The organism is Janthinobacterium sp. GW823-FHT03B06 (assembly GCF_058796955.1).
In genome coordinates, this window is record NZ_JBXAJE010000002.1 from 632,266 (window position 1) to 653,279 (window position 21,014).

Annotated in this window: 19 protein-coding genes; 4 read left to right on the plus strand and 15 right to left on the minus strand. The window is 65.6% G+C overall.

The genetic code is table 11. The annotated features are described in order from the left end of the window. Nucleotides 1–13 precede the first annotated feature (13 nt). The gene (locus AC1RBA_RS08815) at nucleotides 14–622 is read left to right on the plus strand and encodes a DUF2239 family protein (protein ID WP_492417696.1); all 609 of its coding nucleotides are present in this window, start codon (nucleotides 14–16) and stop codon (nucleotides 620–622) included. A 9-nt stretch (nucleotides 623–631) separates the two neighbouring features. Here AC1RBA_RS08815 and AC1RBA_RS08820 read toward each other — a convergent pair whose 3' ends face one another. From AC1RBA_RS08820 to AC1RBA_RS08880, 13 genes are all read right to left on the minus strand, one after another. Next, a complete protein-coding gene (locus AC1RBA_RS08820) occupies nucleotides 632–898 on the minus strand; it encodes a hypothetical protein (RefSeq protein WP_492417698.1) in 267 nt (88 codons plus the stop codon). Nucleotides 899–1,092: 194 nt separating this feature from the next. Further along, on the minus strand, nucleotides 1,093–1,467 hold the full coding sequence (locus AC1RBA_RS08825) for a KGG domain-containing protein (protein WP_070221093.1): 375 nt from the start codon (nucleotides 1,465–1,467) through the stop codon (nucleotides 1,093–1,095). Between the two features lie 192 nt (nucleotides 1,468–1,659). Next, nucleotides 1,660–2,349 carry a ligase-associated DNA damage response endonuclease PdeM gene (gene pdeM, locus AC1RBA_RS08830; RefSeq protein WP_070221091.1) on the minus strand — a complete coding sequence of 230 codons (690 nt, stop codon included), beginning with the start codon at nucleotides 2,347–2,349 and terminating at the stop codon, nucleotides 1,660–1,662. Beyond that, a complete protein-coding gene (locus AC1RBA_RS08835; protein WP_492417700.1) occupies nucleotides 2,346–4,811 on the minus strand; it encodes a ligase-associated DNA damage response DEXH box helicase in 2,466 nt (821 codons plus the stop codon). Before AC1RBA_RS08835 ends, pdeM begins: the two co-directional genes overlap by 4 nt. A 7-nt stretch (nucleotides 4,812–4,818) precedes the next feature. Then, nucleotides 4,819–6,459: an ATP-dependent DNA ligase gene (locus tag AC1RBA_RS08840; protein ID WP_121670187.1), complete on the minus strand. Its 1,641-nt coding sequence runs from the start codon at nucleotides 6,457–6,459 to the stop codon at nucleotides 4,819–4,821. After that, nucleotides 6,452–7,492 (minus strand): ligase-associated DNA damage response exonuclease, encoded by a 1,041-nt coding sequence (locus AC1RBA_RS08845; protein ID WP_492417702.1) that lies wholly within the window; start codon nucleotides 7,490–7,492, stop codon nucleotides 6,452–6,454. Before AC1RBA_RS08845 ends, AC1RBA_RS08840 begins: the two co-directional genes overlap by 8 nt. Before the next feature lie 87 nt (nucleotides 7,493–7,579). Continuing rightward, nucleotides 7,580–9,271 (minus strand): RecQ family ATP-dependent DNA helicase, encoded by a 1,692-nt coding sequence (locus AC1RBA_RS08850; RefSeq protein ID WP_492417704.1) that lies wholly within the window; start codon nucleotides 9,269–9,271, stop codon nucleotides 7,580–7,582. A gap of 106 nt (nucleotides 9,272–9,377) precedes the next feature. Continuing rightward, nucleotides 9,378–9,776 (minus strand): MAPEG family protein, encoded by a 399-nt coding sequence (locus tag AC1RBA_RS08855; protein WP_099410027.1) that lies wholly within the window; start codon nucleotides 9,774–9,776, stop codon nucleotides 9,378–9,380. A gap of 48 nt (nucleotides 9,777–9,824) precedes the next feature. Then, nucleotides 9,825–13,223, minus strand: coding sequence for a hybrid sensor histidine kinase/response regulator (locus AC1RBA_RS08860; protein ID WP_492417706.1), 3,399 nt, complete (start codon nucleotides 13,221–13,223; stop codon nucleotides 9,825–9,827). Further along, the gene (locus AC1RBA_RS08865) at nucleotides 13,220–14,344 is read right to left on the minus strand and encodes a hybrid sensor histidine kinase/response regulator (protein ID WP_070312869.1); all 1,125 of its coding nucleotides are present in this window, start codon (nucleotides 14,342–14,344) and stop codon (nucleotides 13,220–13,222) included. Before AC1RBA_RS08865 ends, AC1RBA_RS08860 begins: the two co-directional genes overlap by 4 nt. Nucleotides 14,345–14,450: 106 nt before the next feature. After that, a complete protein-coding gene (locus AC1RBA_RS08870; RefSeq protein WP_070312853.1) occupies nucleotides 14,451–15,059 on the minus strand; it encodes a chemotaxis protein CheB in 609 nt (202 codons plus the stop codon). 1 nt (nucleotide 15,060) lies between these two features. Further along, nucleotides 15,061–15,885, minus strand: coding sequence for a CheR family methyltransferase (locus tag AC1RBA_RS08875; RefSeq protein ID WP_200899269.1), 825 nt, complete (start codon nucleotides 15,883–15,885; stop codon nucleotides 15,061–15,063). Nucleotides 15,886–16,025: 140 nt separating this feature from the next. Next, the gene (locus AC1RBA_RS08880) at nucleotides 16,026–17,012 is read right to left on the minus strand and encodes an aldo/keto reductase (RefSeq protein WP_070291835.1); all 987 of its coding nucleotides are present in this window, start codon (nucleotides 17,010–17,012) and stop codon (nucleotides 16,026–16,028) included. An 89-nt stretch (nucleotides 17,013–17,101) separates the two neighbouring features. Here AC1RBA_RS08880 and AC1RBA_RS08885 point away from each other — a divergent pair, with 89 nt between their 5' ends. After that, nucleotides 17,102–17,992 (plus strand): LysR family transcriptional regulator, encoded by an 891-nt coding sequence (locus AC1RBA_RS08885; protein WP_492417709.1) that lies wholly within the window; start codon nucleotides 17,102–17,104, stop codon nucleotides 17,990–17,992. Between the two features lie 67 nt (nucleotides 17,993–18,059). Then, nucleotides 18,060–18,569: a GAF domain-containing protein gene (locus AC1RBA_RS08890; protein ID WP_492418134.1), complete on the plus strand. Its 510-nt coding sequence runs from the start codon at nucleotides 18,060–18,062 to the stop codon at nucleotides 18,567–18,569. On the opposite strand, the gene AC1RBA_RS08895 is transcribed toward AC1RBA_RS08890, so the two are convergent. Both AC1RBA_RS08895 and AC1RBA_RS08900 read right to left on the minus strand, forming a co-directional pair. Next, a complete protein-coding gene (locus AC1RBA_RS08895) occupies nucleotides 18,570–19,157 on the minus strand; it encodes an O-methyltransferase (RefSeq protein ID WP_492417710.1) in 588 nt (195 codons plus the stop codon). 38 nt (nucleotides 19,158–19,195) lie between these two features. Then, nucleotides 19,196–20,086 carry a DMT family transporter gene (locus AC1RBA_RS08900; RefSeq protein WP_492417712.1) on the minus strand — a complete coding sequence of 297 codons (891 nt, stop codon included), beginning with the start codon at nucleotides 20,084–20,086 and terminating at the stop codon, nucleotides 19,196–19,198. Nucleotides 20,087–20,187: 101 nt separating this feature from the next. Between AC1RBA_RS08900 and AC1RBA_RS08905 the strand changes: the two genes are divergently transcribed. Then, a complete protein-coding gene (locus tag AC1RBA_RS08905) occupies nucleotides 20,188–20,967 on the plus strand; it encodes an AraC family transcriptional regulator (RefSeq protein ID WP_492417713.1) in 780 nt (259 codons plus the stop codon). Nucleotides 20,968–21,014: the final 47 nt, after the last annotated feature.

A 21,014-nucleotide genomic window follows, 5' to 3' on the forward strand; every position in this document is an offset into this window, starting at 1 on the left:
ATGGAGGCAAGACATGCATACCCCCGCACCACCTCAGCTCACCGCCTTTGCCGGCAAGCGAAAAGTCGCCGCCGGCCCTTTACATGCGCTTGCGCAAACACTGAAGGAACTGGTGACGCGCGATCCCGATGCGCAGATCCTGATTTTCGACGACGCCAGCGGCATGCAGGTTGACCTGAACCTGCACGGCAGCCTGGCCGACGTGCTGCAGCGCCTGCCTCGCGCGGCAACGCCAGCGCCGCAGGACGACGCTCCCGCCCCGGCGCGCACGGCAGGCCGCCCGAAGCTGGGCGTCGTGGCGCGCGAAATCACTTTGCTGCCCCGTCACTGGGAATGGCTGGCGACGCAGCCGGGCGGCGCTTCCGTCGCCTTGCGCAAACTGGTGGAACACGCGCAGCGCGGCAACAAGCTGCACGATGAGCAGCGCCAGGCACGCGAAGCGGCCTATAAAGTCATGAATGCGCTGGCCGGCGATGCGCCAGGCTTCGAGGAAGCAAGCCGCGCCCTGTTCGCCGGCAAGCAAGCAGCGTTTCTCGCATGCGTACAGGAATGGCCGGCGGACGTGCGCGAACACGTCTTGCAGCTGGCCCGGCGCGCGTGGCTTGAGAGTGAAGAAAGTTAGGCGGCCAGATCAGACGCCCGTACTGCCCGTGGTGTCGGGCGCATCGTCGGCGCTCTGCCGGCTCTGCCCGGCGGAGCCGGAATGGTGATGGGGCAGGCGGTCGGCGCGCCGCACCTCGCCGATGGAAAACAGATCGTCGCCGATATCGAGCCCTTGCTCGCTATCGACCAGCACAAAGTTCTCGGCAGAATCGGCCGTACTTTGCTTGTTGCCTGCCACGGACGGCGTGCCGCCCTGGCTATTGCCGGCTTGCGGCGTGGTGGAGTTGCCCATCATCTTCTCCCTGATCGTGAGTGCGATTTGACTGCGTTGACTGCGTGTCGGCCTTGGCCGGCGCAGCTATTTCATCATAGTCCATGCCTGCTGCGTTGCATCAAAATTTTGCGGCAGCCAAATAAGCGTGGCCCTGACCAGCAGCGTGCCTGCTTCCCGCTGGCCAGAGCCACTTGCAACTTGCTACTCAGCTGGCACTACTTGTTGCGCGACCCGGAGCTGGAACCGGACCCGGAACCGCCGCTTTGCTTGTTGCCACTGTCACGGTTGCCCTCCTGGTTCATGCTGGCGTTATCGCGCGAACCGCTGGAGCTGGAGGCGCTTTGCCGGTTGGCATCGTTCTTGTGGCTTTGGCTGCCTGCGCGGCGGGCCTCTTCCGACGTGAATTCATGGGCCGTGCCTTTTTCATGCGCGGCACGTCCGCCTTCGCTGGCGATTTCGCGCTGCTGGGCGGGGTCCATGGAAGCGAAACCCCGCTTGCTGGTATCGCTTTGCTTGCTGCCGCCGCTGCCGCCGCTGCTACTGCTACTGGTTTTACTACCTTGCTGTTTATTGTCGCTCGATGTGGCCATGATGATCTCCTTGATCGATGGAATCGGAAACAGTGCAAACCATGCAATTCTCCCCCTCGCATGGCAAGGGAACCGTCATCTTAGTGCGCACATGGGGCACAAGAAATAGGAGGATGGCAAGAGCGCATGTAGGATGAGTCCCGCCTACGGTGGCACAGTTACTTTCAGTTTTCCACCAAAAGTATCTAACACTCAGCAGTTGGCGGGCAGCGGAAAAATCGCCGCGTCGGCCGTCACGTACACGCGCTCGCCAGTGCCTGGCAGCACCGCATGGCCGCCCGTGAAGGCGCCAAACGAGGGCAGGATGGCGCGCTGTTGGCCCAGCAGGAAACACGGCAGGCGCAGGCCGCCGCCGTGCGCTCCGCTCCCTTTGGCACGCAAGTGAAACACGGGATGCACGTGGCCCGCCAGCACGTAGCCGGGCGCGACGGTGTCAGGGTGATGGCAGAACGACAGCTTGCCCACCTGGTGCGGCTCGTCCACCATGCGGATGCCCAGCGCGGCGGCCGGATCGCCCGCATGCGCGTCATGGTTGCCGCGCACCACCGTCAGGCGCACGTCGCGATGACGCATGCGCCACGCCAGCATGGCCGCCACGGTGGCGGCCGCATGGGCGGCGCGCGCGTGCAAAAAATCGCCGAGAAAGACGATTTCCTCGCAGGCGTAACTGGCCAGCAAGGCGTCGAGCGCCAGCAGGTTTTGCGTGGTGGTGCCGCGCGGCACGGGCACGCCCAGCGCGCGAAACGCCGCCGCCTTGCCGAAATGGATGTCGGCAACGATCAATATCCTGCGCGCCGGCCAGTACACGGCCTTGTGCGCCAGCAGCCAGACCACCTCGCCGGCCAGCTCCACCGCGCAATGCGCCTGCTCCTGTCCCTTCATGCGGCCGCCTTTTCCAGCGCCAGCACCAGCCGCGCCACCCGGTCCGACAGTTTTTCCGTCGTCAGCTGTTCGCGGAAGCGCTCGACCATCAGGCCGAAGGCAAATGGCGAGGCGCGCTCCAGCGCTTGCAGGCAGATGCTGCGTCCATGCAGTTCGCGCAAGGTGGCGCGCAGGCGCGTCAGTTCCAGTTCCTGCTCCAGCACTTCGCGCTGCGCCTGCGTGAGCAGCAAATTGGCCGCGTCGTGCTTGCGGAACACTTCAAAGAACAGCGAGGACGACGCTTGCAGCTGGCGCGCGCTTTTCGGCTGGCCTGGATAGCCCTGGAACACGAGGCCGGCGATGCGGGCGATTTCGCGGAAACGCCGCTGCGACAGTTCCGTCGCGTTCAGGCTGGCCAGCACGTCTTCGAGCAAGTTGTCCGTGCTGAACAGGGGAAGATCGGCACCGCTGGCGGCCGTCAGCAGCGGCGCAAAATCGATATCGTCCGCGCCCAGCAATTCAAAGCCGTAATCGTTGACGGCGATCGACAAGGTGGCCGGCTGCACGCGCGCGATGCGATAGGCCAGCAGGGATGCCAGGCCCAGGTGCACGGAGCGGCCCGCGAACGGATACACGAACAGGTGATGGCCCTCGCGGCTGGACAAGGTTTCCAGCAGCAGGCTGGCGCGCGTGGGCAGGCTGGACCATTTCTGCTGGATGGCCAGCAAGGGCGCCAGCGCGCGCATTTCCGGCCCGCTGGCACGGCCCTCCTGCGCCAGCTGCAGCTGGTCCAGCACGGCATGCGCCAGCTCCGACGACAGCGGCATCTTGCCGCCCTGCCAGCGCGGCACGGCACCGCGGCTGCCCGTGGCGCGCCGCACGTAGGCCGTCATCTCATGCACGCGCACGAATTCCAGGATGCGCCCGCCAAACAGAAAATGGTCGCCCTGCTTCAGGCGCGCGATGAACGATTCCTCGATGCTGCCGATGCGTCCCCCGCCGAGGAATTTGACCTGGATCGCCGCTTCCGAGACGATGGTGCCGATGCTCATGCGGTGGCGCCGCGCCAGCGCCAGGTCCGGCACGCGGTAGACGCCTGCATCGTCCGGCAGCACTCTGCGGTATTCCGGGTACACGGTCAGGCTTTGCCCGCCGCGCGCGACGAAGTCGAGCGCCCATTGCCACTCGTCCGGCGTCAGCTGGCGATACGACCAGGCCGCGCGCACTTCCGCGTACAGCGCCGGCGAGTCGAAACCGCCGCCCAGCGCGATCGTCACCAGGTGCTGCACCAGCACGTCGAGCGGCTTGTCCGGCACGGGCCGCGCTTCCAGGTGGCCCTGCGCCAGGGCAGCGCGGGCGGCGGCCGCTTCCAGCAATTCCAGGCTGTTGGTCGGCACCAGGGTGACGCGCGAAATGCGCCCCGGCGCGTGGCCGCTGCGCCCCGCCCGCTGCACCAGGCGCGCGATGCCTTTCGCGCTGCCCACCTGCAGCACCCGTTCGACGGGCAGGAAATCGACGCCCAGGTCCAGGCTGGACGTGCACACGACGGCTTTCAGCTCGCCCGTCTTCAGGTGCTGCTCGACCCACTCGCGCACTTCGCGGTCCAGCGAACCGTGGTGCAGGGCGATCAGGCCGGCCCAGTCGGGGCGCGCATCGAGCAAGTGCTGGTACCACAGCTCGGCCTGCGAACGCGTGTTGGTGAACACCAGGGTGGTGGCGCTGCCCTCGATCTCGGCGATCAGCGGCTGCAGCATCTGGATGCCCAGGTGGCCGCCCCAAGGAAAGCGCGTGGGATTGACGGGAATCAGACTGTCGACAAGGATGCGCTTCCTGACTTTACCTTCGACCAGCACGCCATCGCTTTGTTCTCCCAGCAAGACGTCCTGCGCCTGGCGCAGATTGCCCAGGGTGGCCGACAAGCCCCACGTCATCAAGGTTGCATTCCAGCGGCGCAAGCGGGCCAGCGCCAGCTGCACCTGCACGCCGCGCTTGCTGCCCATCAATTCATGCCACTCGTCGACGATCACCGTTTCCAGCAGGCTGAAGCGTTCCTGCGCGTCCGCTTGGCTCAGCATCAGGGACAGGCTTTCCGGCGTCGTGACGAGCACCTCGGGCCACGCTTTCGCCTGCCGCGCCCGCTGCGCGGCGCTCGTATCGCCCGTGCGCGCCTCGATGCGCCAGCCGGGCGCCAGCGTTTCGCCGGACGCCTGCAGCGCGCGCACGGTGTCGGCCGCCAGCGCCCGCATGGGCGTGATCCACAGCACGCGCATGCCCTGCTTCCTGCCCTTGCGTTGTAGCCGCTCGGCGCGCAGCAAGGCGCCGAACCACACGGCATACGTCTTGCCGGACCCTGTACTCGCATGCAGCAAGCCCGATTGTCCCTGCGCGCCAGCGCGCCAGACGGCGCGCTGGAAAGGAAAGATCGTCCAGCCGCGCCCCGTGAACCACGCATCGATGCGCTGCGCCAGCGCGCTTTTACTCATCGCCTGCTCATGCGGCGCCCGCCAGCATGGCCTTCAGGGTGGCCAGGGTGTCGGCGTCGGCAACTGTCTTGTCTTCGCGGCGGCGCAGGATGCGGGGAAAGCGCACGGCGATGCCCGCCTTGTGGCGGCTGGACGCAGCGATGCCCTCGAAACCGATCTCGAACACCATCGTCGGCTGCACGCTGCGCACGGGGCCGAATTTTTCTATCGTCGTCTTGCGGATGGCCGCGTCGACTTGCGCGATCTCCGCATCGGTCAAGCCCGAATACGCCTTGGCGAACGGTACCAACTTGCGCTCGCCCTGCCCGCCCTCCTCCACGTCATCCCACACGGCAAACGTATAATCCGTGTACAGCGACGCGCGGCGGCCGTGGCCCGCCTGGGCGTAGATCAGCACGGCGTCGATGGCATACGGATCGATCTTCCATTTCCACCACGTGCCCACGTCTTTCGTGCGGCCCACGCCATACGCGGCCGACACGGCCTTGAGCATCAGGCCTTCCACGCCGCGCGCGCGCGATTCCTCGCGGATGATGGCCAATGCCTCCCAGCTAGCCGCGTCAACACGCGGCGACAGGCGCAACGCGGGAGAGTGCACGCCGGCCACCACGCTTTCCAGCAGCGCGCGCCGTTCCAGCTGGGGCAGCTGGCGCACGTCCACGCCATCGAGTTCCAGCACATCGTAAGCCACCAGCACGGCGGGCAGCTCGGCCAGCAACTTGGGAGAGACCGTCTTGCGGCCCATCCGTTGCTGCAAATCGGCAAATGGCGCCGGCACGTCGCCCGGCTGCCAGATGAGGATTTCGCCATCGAGCACGGTACCCTCGGGCAAGGCCAGCTGCGCCAGTTCCGGAAAGCGCTCCGTGATCAATTCCTCGCCGCGCGACCACAGCCAGTTCACGCCATCGCGGCGCAGCAGCTGGGCGCGCATGCCGTCGTATTTCCATTCGGCCAGCCAGCCGCCGATGTCGCCCAGGCTTTCCGGCCCCGCCTGCAGGGGATGCGCGAGGAAAAACGGATACGGCTGGCCGCCGCGCAGCGCATGTTCGCCGTCCGACTGCGCGGCGATCAGCTTCAAGAATCCAGCGCCCGTGGGGTTGACCTTGCCATCGGTCCAGCCCATCAGGCGCTGGGCGATCAGCTTGCTGTCGACGGCGGCGATGGACGCCAGCGCGCGCGTCACCAGCAGTTTTGAGACGCCCACGCGAAAGCCGCCGCCGATCAGCTTGATCAACAGAAAACGTTCGCGCGTTTCCAGCTCGTCCCAGTACCCCAGCAGGGCGGCGCGGATGGCGTCCGGCGCCGCGCCGCGCAACGGTGCGATGCGCTGCTCGACCCACTCGGCCAGGCCGACGTCGCTGCGTTTGGCGGGCGCGGGCAGGATCAGGGCGATGGTTTCGGCCAGGTCGCCCACGGCGTGATAGGCCTCGTCGAACAGCCAGGCATCGAGGCCCGCCCGTTCGGTCGCGTATTCGCGCAGCAATTTGGTGGGCACGGCCTGACGCGGCTTGCCGCCGGCCAGGAAATACACGGCCCAGGCCGCGTTCTCGGGCGAGGCGCCGCGAAAATAGGCTTGCAGCGCCGCCAGCTTGCGGCTGGTGGAGGTCGTCTCGTCGAGTTCCGCGTACAGCCGGGCAAAGTCACGCATGGCTGACGTCCTCCGCCGCCGTGGCCGCACCGGGCGCACCGTCATCGGCCTCGTCATCGCCGTATTCCGTCTCGAAGCCGCCCGCCTGCCAGCCGTTCTGCTGCAGCCAGCGCACCATGACGGGAATCGAGCCATGCGTGACGATGATGCGTTCGGCCTGCGTGGCAGTGATCGCTTGCATCAGGCCGGGCCAGTCGGCATGGTCGGACAGCACGAAACCCCGGTCCACGCCGCGCCGCCGGCGCGCGCCGCGCAGCAGCATCCAGCCGCTGGCAAACGCATCGCTGTAGTCGCCGAAGCGCTTTATCCACGGCGAGCCGGCGGCCGATGGGGGCGCGATCACCAACGCCGTCTTCAGGGCGGCCTTGTCCGCCACCTCGCCCACCATCACGGTGGCGGGCAAGGCCACGCCCGATTCGCGGTAGACCTGCGTCAGGGCTTGCGCCGCGCCATGGCAGATGATGGGGCCGATGCTGGCATCGAGGCCCGCCAGGATGCGCTGCGCCTTGCCGAAGGCATAGCAGAACAGCACGCTGGTGCGCCCTTCGGCCGCATTCCTGCGCCACCACTGGTTGATGTCGTCGTAGATTTCCTGCGGCGCCTGCCAGCGGTAAATGGGCAGGCCGAAGGTCGATTCCGTGATGAAGGTGTCGCAGCGCACGGGTTCGAACGGCAGGCAGGTGGAGTCGGGCTGCAGCTTGTAGTCGCCCGACGCCACCCACACTTCGCCGCGATATTCCATGCGCACCTGTGCCGAACCGAGCACGTGGCCAGCCGGATGCAGCGACACCTGCACGCCGTGGTGTTCGATGGTCTCGCCATACGCGAGCGCCTGGATGGACACGGGGCCAAGGCGCGCGCGCAGCACTTGCTCGCCTGGCGCGGCGCACAGGTAATGCCGGTGCCCGACCCGCGCATGGTCGGCGTGCGCATGCGTGATGATGGCGCGCGCGACGGGACGCCACGGGTCGATGTAGAACTGACCCGGCACACAGTACAAGCCTTCCTTGCGCACCACTACCATGTCTGCCATGCCCTGCTCCCTGCGTTATCACGCGTTGGAATGGGCTGATTCTAGCGCTCTTGCGCCAGATCATCTGTCAGACAGCGCACACTGGGTTCACGCCGGTGCGACAAACTCGGCCATGAAGGTGCGCGTGGTGTTTTCCGGAAAGGCAATCGTGACCTGGTCGCCCGCCACCGACAGCACGGTACCGATCTGGTAGCGGGGCACGCGCACGCGGCTGCCGACGGCGATCTGCGGCGCTGGCGGCGGCGATGGCGCTTGGGACGGGACCGGGGGCAACTCGTCGAGGGAAATGGGCGCGGCCAGCGCGGGCGGCGACAGGCAATTGTCACAGGTGCAGCAGCGCTCGAAATCGCCGGCATCGCCAAAATAATCGAGCAGCAGTTTCCAGCGGCACAAGCCGCTTTGCGCATAGGCCACCATCTGCTCGAGCGCCTGTTTGTCGCGCTCCTGCTTGTCGACGTAGATCTGCGCCAGCTGCGCATACGAGGGCGAGCTGGCCGAGGGCGCTTTCAGGCTGTAGCCCAGCTTGCGGTCCTGGCGCAGCAGCTTGCCGTCTTTCAACAGTTTCAGGCATACCTTCAGGTGGCCGTCAGAAAAATCGGGCAGGCTGGACGCCAGCGCAGCGAAAGTAAACGTGGCCGGCAATTCTTGCGCTGCCGCCACGATGGCGGCCAGTTCCTCGGCCGTCGGGTAATGCTTGGCCAGAAAAAATTGCTGGACCCGCTTGTCTTCCTGGAAGTACAGCAAGGTGCAGTCGGCGGGCAAGCCGTCGCGCCCTGCGCGGCCCGATTCCTGATAATACGCTTCCAGGTTGGCCGGCACCTGCAAGTGGATGACGAAGCGCGTGTCGGGCTTGTCGATGCCCATGCCAAAGGCGTTGGTGGCCACCATAATGCGGCGCTCGCCATTCATGAACAAGTCCTGGTGGAGCTTGCGCTCGCGCGCCGCCAGCTTGCCGTGGTAGCAGGTGACGCTCTCGCCCAACGCTTCCAGCCGCGCCGCCAGGTCTTCGACGGCCTTGACGGTGGCCGCGTACACGATGCCCACGCCCGGCGTTTCGCGCAGCAGGCGCAGGACTTCGTCCCGTTTTTCTTCCGCATTCGTGACCTGGATCACGCGGTAGCGCAAATTGGCGCGGTAGATGCCAGTATTGATGACGTTCAGCTTGCGCGCTTCGAGTTGCGTATCGATATCGTCCATTACTTCCCCGGTGGCCGTGGCCGTCAACGCCAGCACGGGCGGGCGGCCCAGCGCGCGCAGGGCGGCCGCGATTTCCAGGTAGGCGGGACGGAAGTCGTGGCCCCACTGGGAAATGCAATGGGCTTCATCGATGACGACCAGGCTGGGCGGCGTGCCGGCCAGCAGCGACAGGAAGGCGGTATTGGTGAGGCGTTCCGGCGTACAAAAGATGATGAGTCTGCCGCCCTGGGCGATGCGGGCGATGGCGTCGTCTTCCTCGGCGCGCGACAGGCTGCTGTTGAGCTGCACGGCCGTGATGCCCAGTTCGTGCAGCTTTTCCAGCTGGTCCTTCATCAGAGAAATCAGCGGGGACACCACCACGGTGGCGCCCGGCAACAGGGCGGCGGGCAGCTGGTAGCACAGCGACTTGCCGCTGCCCGTGGGCATGATGGCCAGGGTGTCGCGTCCGGCCAGCACGCTGTCGATGACGTCCTGCTGGCCCGCGCGCAGCCGCGCCACGCCAAATACGGCGCGCAGCAGACGCTGGATCTTGCGCTGGCGGGCGCTGCCCGCTTCGTTCACTGCAGAAATGGTAGTCGCCATCGTGGTCCGGTCCCTCACATGCCGGCGCCAGTCGCCAGCTTGCCGCCACTTTACGGCCGGGTCTGGCGTACGACCATAGGACGGCTGCTACAGCCAGCGTAGGAATTCAGGAAGCGAACAGGATGGCCCAGAACAGCATCAGCAGCCCGGCAATCGACACGCACCACACGAGCGTACGCACGACGGGCACGCCGAACGCGTACAGGGGCAGATACAGTACGCGCGCGGCCAGATACAGGGCGGCGCCGTACAGGGTCAGCGCGCTTTCCTGCGCCGTCACGTGGGCGATCAGCACGGCGGCGGCGAACAGGGGCAGGGTTTCGAACAGGTTCGCCTGGGCACGCTGCAAACGGCCCGTGATCTTGCCCACGGGCGGCCCGTCGCCGTCGCGCGCGCTCACGTTATAGGCCGTGCCTGTTTCGCGCGTGCGGAACAGCGCGGGCAGCAGGATTTGCACCAGCGCCAGCACCAGGGTACCGGCCAGCATCGTCAGTTCAGGGGTCATGCCTTACCTCTAGGTGTGAGACGGGCGGGCCGAAGCGGCGCGTGCCCGTCAAGGTTGGTCGAGTGCCGCTTGCAACTCCATCAAATCATAGGGCTTGCGCAAGACACTGGCGGAAAAACCCAGCTCATCCATCGATTCCTTGCCATAGCCCGTGGAAAAGATGATGCGCATGGCCGGTTTATCGCGCAGCACCATGCGCGCCAGCGCGATGCCGGACATGCCGGGCAGGCTGACATCGGTAAACAGGATATCGAAGTCTTGCTCGTTGAGCAATTTCCACGCCGCCTCGCCATCGGATACGCCGCTGACCGTATGGCCCAGCATGCCCACCAGTTCGCACACCATCAGCTGCGAATCGAGGTTGTCTTCCACCACAAGTATTTTCATCGATGTCGGCATGTCCCCCTGTGGTTCCGGAGCATGGCCCGTCAAGTCCAGTCCCGGCGTGTCACTTCCCAGCACGCTGGCAGCCGCGCTGCCGGTCGGCAGGATGCCGGCCACCGGCGCGCCGGACCGTTCAAACTGGCGCGCACGCATTTGCTGCTGGCGGTTGGCCAGCACATGGCGCAGCTTGCGCGCCAGCTCTTCGCGCCGGTACGGCTTGCTGAGCAATTCCACTCCCGCGTCGAGACGCCCCTCATGCACGATGACATCCTGCGCGTAGCCCGACGTAAACAAGACGGCGATATCGGGCTGCAACTCGCGCGCCTGGCGCGCCATCTCCGTGCTGCTGACGGGACCGGGCATGATGACGTCCGTAAACAGCAAGTCGATCTGCGCGCCGCTATGCAGCACGGCCAGCGCGCTTTCGCCATCCTCGGCCTTGAGTACCTTGTAGCCCAGCGCGCCCAGCATATCGACCACGGTGGTGCGCACGCCCACGTCGTCTTCCACTACCAGCACGGTTTCCGTGCCGCCCGTGACGACGCCGCTCAATTCCAGTTCCTCGTCCGCTTCGGCCATCAGGGAACGGGGCAAGTAGATTTTGACTCCCGTGCCCACGCCAGGTTCACTGTAAATGCGGATATGGCCGCGGCTTTGCGTGACGAAGCCATACGCCATCGACAGGCCCAGGCCCGTGCCCGCGCCTTCCGGCTTGGTGGTGAAGAACGGCTCGAACGCGCGCTGCAGCACGGCGCCGCTCATGCCGCGGCCCGTGTCCGTCACCGACAGCATCACGTACTGGCCCGCCGGCACGTCGACCAGATTGTGCACATACTGTTCGTCGAGCACGACGTTGCCCAGCTCGATCGTCAGCTTGCCCACGCCATCCATGGCGTCGCGCGCATTGATGGCCAGGTTGAGGATGACGTTCTCGATCTGGCTGCGGTCGACCAGGGTATTCCACAGCCCGCCGCCGCCCACCAGCACGATGTCGATCGCTTCGCCCAGCGCGCGCCGCAGCAGCGCATCCATGTTGCGCACCACGCGGGCCAGGTCGGCCACCACGGGTTTCAACGGTTGACGCCGCGCAAAGGCCAGCAGGTGCGACGACAATTTGGCGCCCCGCTCGACAGCGGCAATCGCCGTGTCCAGGCGCTGGCGCATGAGGCCATCCGTGCCCGCCAGATGCTGCAGCAAGTGCAAATTGCCGGAAATAATTTGCAGCACATTATTAAAATCGTGCGCGATGCCGCCCGTCAACTGGCCCACGGCTTCCATCTTTTGCGCCTGGCGCAACGCGTCTTCGGCCTTGGTGCGCTCACCGACTTCCTGTTCGACCCGGTGCTCGAGCGTTTCATTCAATTCATGCAGCGCTTTTTCCACACGGCGCCGGTCCGTGATGTCCGTCTTGACGGCGATCAGGGAACGCGTATGACCCTGCTCATCGACGAGGCGGCTGACATTGCTCGACACCCACACTTGCGTGCCGTCGGGCTTCAGGTAGCGCTTTTCCAGCGAAAACGACTCGCCCGTTTCCACCAGACGCTGGAACAGCACGTTGTTGCCGGGCACGTCCGCCGGATGCATGATGTCGTTCATGTTCAAGCTCAGCAGTTCCTCGGCGGAACGCCCCAGCATGCAGCACAGGGCACCGTTGACCCTCTGGAAACTGCCATCGAGGCCCAGCTCGGACAAGCCCACCGAGGCCTGGCCGAAAATGGCCGCCATGCGCTCCTGGCTGGCATTGAGTTCATCCTCGATCTGGCGCCGCTCCGTCACGTCGAACGACACGCCCACGTAGCGGCGCTGGCCCGGCACGCGGCCGGCCACCACCTCGCCCTGGCGCGCGATCCAGCGCAGCGCGCCATCGGCGGGGCGGCGGATGCGGTACTCGACGTATTCGAGGGGATTGGGCGCGACGTCAAGCTTGCTCGGTCCGACCTTTTGCTGGTCGCGCGCGTCGACCAGGCTCACCAGCAGGCGTTCCGTCACTTCCACCTCGTCGGCAATACCCCACAGGCGGCGGAACGTGGGCGACACCACCATCGCGCCCGTCTCGGGGAACCATTCGAAGGTGCCGATGCCGCCGGCCTGCTGGGCCAGGCGCAGCCGCTCCTCGCCTTCCATGCGTTCGGTCACGTCGATGCCTTCGACGAGGATGCCCGTCACCACGCCCTCTTCATCCTTGATGGGCTGGTACACGAAATCGATCTGGCGCTGGCCCGTCTGCCCGTCCGCCGCCTGCAAGTCCACCTTCACCTGGCGCCCCTCGTAAGGTTCTCCCGTGCGGTAGACCTGGTCGAGCAGCTCGATGAAACCTTGCTCCTTGACTTCAGGCAAGGCCGCTTCGACTGTCTTGCCCAGCACATCGCGGTGCCCCACCAGACGCAGATAATGCTCGTTCGCCAATTCGAACACGTGCTGCGGCCCGCGCAGCAGGGCCATGAAACTCGGCGCCTGCTGGAACAGGGCGCGCAGCAGCGCCCGCTCCTCGCCCAGGCGGCGGTTGGCCGCGCGCACGGCCTGGCTCTCGGCCTGCAAGGTGGTGTTGAGTTGGCCCAGCTCGGCCGTGGCCAGCTTCAGCTGGCGCCCCTCCTCCATGCGCGCCGTCAATTCCAGCGCCGTGCACAGCACGCCGTCCACCTGGCCGTCGGCGCCATGCACGGGCGTGTAGAACAGGTCGAAACAGACGTCCGTGCGCTGTCCGCCGCGCAACAACGGCAAACAGCATTCGCGGTGCACCTGCGTCTCGCCGCGCAGTCCCGCTTCGAGGATGCGCGCGTTCCAGTCCCAGATTTCCGGCCAGATGCCCGGCACCGTGCCGCCCAGCGCCGCCGGATGGCGCTCGCCTGCGATCTGGATGTAGTCGTCGTTGTAAATCATGACGTGCTGCGGGCCCCACATCAGCACCATCGCCATGGGCGAATTGAGCACGATGTCGACACTGGTGCGCAGATGGGCGGGCCAGCCATCGACGGCGCCCAGGCTGGTGGCGGACCAGTCGCGCTGGCGCACCAGTTCCCCCATGCTGCCGCCGCCGCGCGGCCAGGCTGGCGCGCTCATGTCGCCCGTCCCGCTTGCACGCACACCTGGCACTGGCGCGGAATGCGCACGGTCGCCAGCGTGCCCTGCGCGGCCGTCGAACTGAGCTCGAGCGTGCCGCCGTGGGCCTTGACGAACATGTTTGCCGTGTACAGGCCCAGTCCCAGGCCCTGCCCCGTCCGGCGCTTTTCGCCCGCCTGCTGGAACGGTTCGAACAGGGTCGGCAGCAAGGTGGCGGGAATGACGCCACGATTGGCGATGCGCAATTCAATACTGCCGGCGTCCCGTCCGTCGAGGGCCAGTTGCACGGGCGCGCCCGGCTCGCCATGCGTGATGGCATTGTTTAACAGATTCGAGATGACTTGCGACAGCAGGCCCGCGTCGCATTGCCCGTGCAGCTCGCCCACGCTGCTGACCTCGACCAGCGGCGCCTGACCGGCCGTCTCGCATTCCTCGACGATGGCGCGTGCCAGCGCCAGGTAGTCGTGCATGCTGCCGCGCAACTCCATCGTGCCGGAACGGATGCGCGCCAGGTCCAGCAACTGGTCGACCATGCGCGCCATGCGCTTGGCGCTGCTTTCGATGCGCTGCGCCGTGACGATCACCTTCGGGTGGTCGCTCATCATCGGCAACAGCATGGCGCCGTTCATCACCACCGACAAGGGCGTGCGCAAGTCGTGCCCCAGCACGGCCGTGAACAGTTCATTCAGGTGCAGCGCATGCTTGAGTTCGTCGAGCTGGGCCGACAATTCGCGTTTCTGCTGGTAGAGCTGCACCAGCACCGCCACCTTGCTTTGCAAGGCTTTCACGTCGATGGGCTTGTAGAGAAAGTCGACGGCGCCCGCCTCGTAGCCGCGGAAACTGTAGCTCGGCTCGCGCGACGCGGCCGTGAGAAAAATCAAGGGAATGCTGCGCGTGCGTTCGCTGCCGCGTATCAGCTCGGCCAGCTCGAAACCATCCATCTGCGGCATTTGCACGTCGATCAGGGCCAGCGCCACTTCATGCGTCAACAGCAGTTCCAGCGCTTGCGCGCCCGAGCTGGCCTTCAGGATGACAATGCCGGGCCGCGCCAGCACGGCTTCGGCGGCGACCAGGTTTTGCGCGATGTCGTCAACGACGAGGATATGAATAGGGGCGGTCACGGAATCATCTTCAGGCATCGCAACGGCAAGACGCCATCGTGTTTCGATATGGACATAAACATTGTTTCAATTCTCACATATATTACACGCACTACACTATTCCCATTCACTTGTGTTCGCCATCGCCGAGCAATGCCAGGCTGGCAGCCATTTGCGGCAAATCGAGCACGCGGTCGGCGCCGGCCAGCTTGAGCGCGGCGGCCGGCATGATGCCACAACTGGCCCGCTGCGGGTCCTGCACCCAGGCGCTGCCGCCCAGCTGCCGCACGCGCGCCAGGCCTGCCGCGCCGTCGGCCGAGGCGCCCGTCAGGATGATGGCCAGCATGGCGCGCCGGTAGGCATACGCAGCCGTTTCCAGCAAGACATCGATCGATGGGCGCGAAAAATACACGGGCGCTTCCTGCGACAGGGAAAAACAGCCATCGGATTCGACTTGCAGGTGGTAGTCGGGCGGCGCGAAATACACGACGCCGGGCTGCAGCGGTTCCTTGTCCTGCGCTTCGCGCAAGGGCAGCTGGCAACGTTCCGCGTACAACTGCGGCAACTGGCTCGAGCGGCCCGGCGCCAGGTGCAGCACCACCACCACGGCCGCGCGGCAGGTGGCGGGCAAGGCACGCAGCACGATGCCCAGCGCTTCCACGCCGCCGGCCGAAGCGCCGATGGCGATCAGGCGCAGGCCGGCCGGCGGTGGCGCGACGTCGGAGCTCGGCAGCATGTCAGGCACGCTGGAAGATGCGTTCGGCCGGGCTCAGCTCGTTAAAGCTGTCCGCATGACGGCTGAAATGCAGGCTTTCCTTCATGCCCAGACCCAGGAAGCCCCGGTTCACCAGCGCTTCGTGGAACAGGCCCAGGCTGCGGTCCTGCAAATCTTTATTGAAATAAATCATCACGTTACGGCAGGAAACCATGTGCACCTCCGAAAACACGCTGTCCGTCGCCAGGCTGTGGTCGGCGAAGACGAACTGGCGCCGCAAGCGCCGGTCAAAGATGGCGCCCTTGTAGGCGGCCGTGTAATAGTCGGACAGCGAGCGCTTGCCGCCCGCCAGCTGATAATTCTCGCTGAACTGGGCGATGCGCTCGACCGGATAGATACCCGCTTCCGCGGCAGCCAGCGCTTCCACATTGATGTCGGTCGCATAAATCATGCTGCGCTCGAGCAAGCCTTCCTCTTCCAGCAAGATGGCCAGCGACCACACCTCTTCGCCGCTGCTGCAGCCGGCCACCCAGATCTTGATCGAGGGATAGGTGTGCAGGATGGGCACGACTTTTTCGCGCAAGGCGCGGAAATACGCGGGATCGCGGAACATCTCGCTCACTTGCACCGTAAAAAATTGCAGCATCTGCGCGAACATGGCCGGCTCGTGCAAGATGCGGTCCTGCAATTGCGACAGGCTGGCGCAGCCGAAGCGCTCCATGGCCTGACGCATGCGCCGGCGCAGGGAGGCCACGGAATAATCGCGGAAATCGTGCTGATAGCGCAGCAATATTCCCTCAAGCAATAATTTCAGTTCTATATCGAAAATATCGTCATCTAACAACATCCACCTCATCGGATACCTGACCGTTGAACACGGTGCAACACGCACCATGCAGTCACTGCCAAATGCTAGCAGATCGTCGCCGATTATCCCGCAGGAAAAGCGTCAGTTAGGTACGCTGGCGTACGCTAGAGCCACTTTTTTCAGGCATCCACGCCCTTCATGCCTTCCTCCGTATAGCGCGCGCCCGCCGCCATGCCCAGGGGAAAGGCCGCGTTCATCGCCGCCAGCTCCGCCCCGTCCAGCCGCACGACCAGCGCGCCCAGGTTGTCGTGCAGGTAGGCGATGCGCTTGGTGCCGGGGATGGGAATGATGTCGTCGCCTTGCGCCAGCAGCCAGGCCAGCGCCAGCTGGGCCGGCGTGCAGCCTTTGGCGCGCGCGATGTCCCTGACCTGCGCGACGATGGCCTGGTTATGCGCCAGGTTGTCGGCGGCAAAGCGGGGATTGAAGTGGCGGAAATCTCCCGCGTCGAGACTGGCCGCATCGGCGATGGCGCCCGTCAGGAAACCGCGCCCCAGCGGGCTGTAGGCAAAGAAACTGGCGCCCACGTCGCGGCAGGCGGCCAGCACGCCCTGCTCCGGCTCGCGCGTCCACAGCGAGTATTCGCTCTGCACGGCAGCCACGGGGCAGAGCGCCGCCGCGCGCCGCAAAGTGGCGGCGCTCACTTCGCACAAGCCTACGGCGCGAATTTTTCCTTCTTGCCTCAATTGCGCCAGCGCTCCCATCGACTCTGCCAAAGGGGTATCGAGGTTCAGGCGGTGCAGGTAAAACAGGTCGATGCTCTCCACGCCCAGGCGCGCCAGCGACGCTTCGCACGCCTGGCGGATGTAGGCGGGGGAATTGTCGACGCGGCGCGCATAGCTGCCCGGCTCGCGCGCCAGGCCGCACTTGGTGGCGACCAGCGCCTGGCCTGGGTGGCGCGCCAGGAAACGTCCCAGCAATTGCTCGTTGTGGCCAAAACCGTAGGCGTCGGCCGTGTCAAACAGGGTCACGCCCGCCGCCAGGGCCGCTTCCAGGGTGGCCATCGATTGCGCCTCGTCCGTGGCGCCATAAAATTCCGACATGCCCATGCAGCCCAGGCCCAGTGCCGAACTGTTCAAGCCGCTATTACCGATCCGTCGTTGTTGCATGCTGCTCTCCTCATGTGTTGACCCGATGCAGCCAGTCTAGGCCGTGCCGGCTGGCGGGGGAATGCGCGATTTCGTGATACCTTTCTGGTATGAGAGCCCTCGACACCCACGCCCTGACCCTGTTTTGCGCCGTCGCCCGTTGCCTGAACTTTCGCCAGGCGGCCGAACAATTGCACATGACCCAGCCGCCCTTGTCGCGCGCCATCAAGACACTGGAAGAAAAACTGGGCGCGCGCCTGTTCGAGCGCGACACGCAGGGCGTGACCTTGACGCAGGCGGGCCGCACCCTGCTGCCGCAGGCACTGCACATCCTCGACTTGCTGGAGACGGCGCAAACGTCGCTGCAGCGTGATGCCGCCCCGGCACGCCTGCGCCTGGGTCTGACCAGCTCCGTGGCGGCCGGCCTGTTCCGCCCGCTGCTGGCGGCGCTGGAGGCGCAACTGGGCAATGTCCGGCTGGAACTGACGGCGGCGCCGTCGCCGCGCCTGGTGGCTGGCGTGCGCAAGGGCCAGCTCGACGCGGCCCTGCTCGCGCTGCCCAGCGCCACGTTCGAACTGGCCGTGCAGCCGCTGGCGCGCCAGCCCATGATGCTGGCCCTGCCCGCCGGGCACCGGCTGGCGAAGAAGCGCAAACTCAGTCTGACCGACATCGCGGCAGAATCGATTTACTGGTTCGAACGGGCGCGCCAGCCCGCCTTCTTCGACCATTGCCAGCAAGTGTTTCGCCGCCATGGCTTCGCGCCCGCCTTCCTGCGCGAGGCGCCCGACCACCATGTGCTGCTCGGCGACGTGGCGGCCGGCAAGGGCATGGCGCTGCTGGCTGACTCGTTCCGCGCGCTGCGCCTCGCTGGCGTGGCCTACCGGCCATTGGCGGAGGGCGAGGAATTGGCGGCCGGCATCGGCCTGGCCTGGCGGGAAGAGCACGGCCATGCGGCCCTGCCCCTGCTGCGCCGGCTGGCGCAGCAACACCTGCAAAAGTGAGGGTCACACGCGGATGCGCCAGACGCGCTACCATAGCGCCTTCCCCATTTTGCGCCCCACCACGACCATGACGTTTACCCTCAACGACGCCGCCTACGCCACCGATACCCCCGAAGCCAAGCAAGCCATGTATGCGGACCTGCGTTCGCAGCTGCAAGGCTTGCTGTCGGGCGAAACCGACTTCATCGCCAATACGGCCAACTTCAGTTCGCTGGTCTTCCACACGATGCCGGGCCTGAACTGGGCCGGCTTTTATTTCCTCAAGGGCGAGGAACTGGTGCTGGGACCGTTCCAGGGCAAGCCGGCCTGCATCCGCATCAAGAAGGGCCGCGGCGTATGCGGCACCACCGTGGTCGAAGGCAAGTCCATCGTCGTGCAGGACGTGCACGCTTTTCCCGGCCACATCGCCTGCGACGTCAATTCCCGTTCGGAACTGGTCGTTCCCGTGTTTGCGCACGGCCAGATCATCGGCGTGTTCGACCTCGACAGCCCATTGACCGGCCGTTTCGATGACGTCGACGCGCAAGGCGTCGAATCGCTGGTGCGCGTGCTGGAAGCGGCTATCGTCGCTGAATAATCAGTTGCCGGACTTGACGGCGATGAATTCGCCCTTGCCGACAGTCGCCAGGCACGTCGTGTAGCGGCTGTCGGCGCGGATGGCGTCAAGGAACTGCGCCATCTCCGCGTAGTGCGAACTGGCGTTGTCGACCACCAGCACGCCGCCCGCCGCCAGCACCCGGTCCAGCTGCGGCCACCATTGTGCATATTGCTGGCGCGCGGAATCGAGGAAGATGAAATCGTAGGCGCCGTCCGCCGCATCGCGCAGCACGTCGCCCGCGTCCGCCAGCAGCTGACCGATCACGCCTTGCAATTGCGCGCGCACAAAGTTGTCGTGCGCCATGTCGAACTTGTCCTGCGCCTTTTCCACCGTCACCACGCTGCCGCCCAGCGCCTGCGCCGCGCGCGCCAGCCACAGGGTCGAGTAACCGTTCGAGGTGCCGATTTCCAGCAGCCGGCGCGCGCCGCGCGCGTGCACGAGCACGGCCAGCAATTCACCCGTGTCGCGCGTGATATTGAGCATGCGGCTGGCGCGTTCCGTGTGCGCCGCATCGTTGCTGCTGCCGAAGGCTTCGAGTTCGCTCAACAGGGTATCAATGTCCGGCATGATGGCTCCTTGTGAAAAACATCAGCATAGCAAAAAAACTAGGCGCTGGCGCGGCGCAGGGGACGTTTCAGCGTTTGCACCATCACCACGCCCAGCAGGGTCACGCCGCCGCCGATCACATCGTAGCTGTGCAAGGTTTCACCGAGAAACAGCATGGCGATGATCACCGTGAACACGGGCAGCAGATTCATCAAGGTCGTGGCGCGGCTGGGGCCCAGCTTGGCCAGGCCATGCATCCACAAAAACGGCGCGACAATCGATGCGGGGATGCCGGCAAACAGCACCAGCGGCAAGCCGGCGCCCGTGACGGGCGGCGCCGACTGGCTCAGGTAATACACGAACAGCACGGGCACGGCGCACCAGACCTGGATCAGCAGCGAATGCCAGTTATTCAAGGGAATCTTCCAGCGCTTGAGCAGCACGCCGTAGCCCGCATACGACAGGCAGGCCAGCAGCATCAGGGCGTCGCCCAAGGCCGCGCCATGGGCGATCAGGGCGGCCGGGTCGCCATGGCTGAGCAGGTAGCCAAGTCCCAGCAAGGACACGATGCCGCCGAACACGCCGCCCACGGTAGGCGCCTCCTTCAGCACCAGTACGGACAGGCCCACGGCCAGCAGCGGCATCATCGACGCGAGGATGCCCATGTTGGTGGCCGTCGTCGTCTGTGCGGCGATGTAGGCCAGACACTGGTACATGACCATGCCCAACATGCCCAGCACAAACAGTTTGCCCAGATACGGTGTCACCACGGCCCGCTGCTTCCACACGGCGCGTCCAAACACGAGCGCCAGCAGCACGCCGGCCAGCAGCCAGCGGAAGAACGAGATGGCGGCCGGATCGATCACGCCCACGGCCAGCTTGCTGACGATGGTATTGATGGCCCAGATCAGCACGGCGATCACGGGAAACAGATAGTGCTTGGCTTGCATGCGGCGGACTCCAGATTTCAATACCGTCATTTTCGCATGGTCTGATTCCATGGATATAATGCATATCGGACAATCGATGCGAAGAACAGGACAAAGACACCATGGCCAGCAACCAGCATTTCCCCGCCGTTTCCGACGCCCTGCCCTATCCCGTGTACTTTCGCCTCGACGATTATCACGCGCACCAGCAGTTCGATTACCAGAGCCATCCGTGGGGCCAGCTCACGTATTGTTCCACGGGCGTGATGGAAATCATGGTGGCGGGCCAGCGCTATCTGTCGCCGCCCCAGTACGCCGTGTGGATACCGCCCGAGACCCTGCACGACGGCTATATCCGCCAGGACGTCGTGTTTCACTCCGCCTACATCGATGCCAGCCTGTGCGCGCAGCTGCCGGCCCAGCCGTGCGCGCTGGTATTGAGTCCCCTGCTCAAAGCCATCCTCGGCGACTTCGCCGACAGAAACGTCACCACGCCCGCCACCGCAGCCGACCAGCGCCTGGCGCAAGTGCTGGTCGACCAGCTGCAGCTGGCGCCGTGCAGCCGCAACTACCTGCCCGGGAGCGACGAGCCCGTCATCGCAGCCTTGCTGGCGGCCCTGCAGGCGGAGCCGGGAAGTAATCGCTCACTGGCCGAGTGGGCCGCGCAATTGCACGTCACCGAGCGTACTCTGGCACGCCGCTGCCAACGCGAACTGGGCATGCCGTTCGGCGAATGGCGCCAGCGCCAGCGCTTCCTGGCCGCCCTGCCCCTGCTGGAACAGGGAGAAACCGTGCAGGCGATCGCGCTGGAACTGGGCTACAGCACGGCCTCCGCCTTCATCGCCATGTTCCGCCGCCAGAGCGGCGGCACGCCGGACCAGTTCCGCCGCAGGCTGCGCTGAAAAAGCGGCTCCGCTTTGTCATGCTTTGTCATATGAGGATGCTAAAA